Below are 533 nucleotides of genomic sequence, written 5' to 3'. Positions count from 1 at the left end.
TTTTCATTGATGCACTTGCCGAAATGGATGACCAAATGGTTGATAGATCTGTTTCAATCCGTCCTTGGCAAAATGACGGGATAGCGGAAGATTAGTATCAGATTTTAATTCCGGCCTCATCAAAGGTTGCCATTTGCGAATGTGTGAGAACGGCTGCCTTGACAACACCCGCTGCAATTGCCGCCCCGGTTCCCTCGCCCAATCTCATTCCGAGATCAAGAAGCGGTTTTTTACCTATTTTATCTAACAGGCGGCGATGCGCCGGTTCTGCCGAAACATGTCCTGCAATGCAGTGATCAAGAGCGTGCGGGTTGATCTTGTGACTCTTACCTGCGTGACAGGTGCATTTATCGCGCTCGCGCCTGACCAAGCTCTGAAAGCCACAGTGAAAGCATTTGCAACCTTTTCGGCAGCCGGAGCAATTGCCGGTCATCAGGCGAAAGGCCCAGGTAGTTTTGTGCCCCTTTTCATTGATGCACTTGCCGAAATGGATGACCAAATGGTTGATAGATCTGTTTCAATCCGTCCTTGGC

The 533-nt window shown here is 49.5% G+C and carries 1 protein-coding gene and 1 pseudogene; one reads left to right on the top strand and one right to left on the bottom strand.

Annotated elements, in window-relative coordinates; all coding sequences use genetic code 11:
* Window positions 1–97 precede the first annotated feature (97 nt).
* Window positions 98–313, bottom strand: a pseudogene (locus H3S82_RS11265) (nicotinate-nucleotide--dimethylbenzimidazole phosphoribosyltransferase); the annotation flags it as partial.
* On the opposite strand from H3S82_RS11265, the gene H3S82_RS11445 reads away from it, so the two are divergent.
* Window positions 257–533 (top strand): hydroxyethylthiazole kinase (locus H3S82_RS11445; protein ID WP_369459193.1); only part of this gene is annotated, 277 nt, incomplete at its 3' end. The pseudogene H3S82_RS11265 and the gene H3S82_RS11445 sit on opposite strands and share 57 nt — an antisense overlap.

The organism is Bartonella sp. M0192 (assembly GCF_016102305.1).
GTDB lineage: Bacteria > Pseudomonadota > Alphaproteobacteria > Rhizobiales > Rhizobiaceae > Bartonella > Bartonella apihabitans.
Note: the sequence above shows the minus strand (reverse complement) of the source record. Positions and strands in the feature narration are given on the sequence as shown.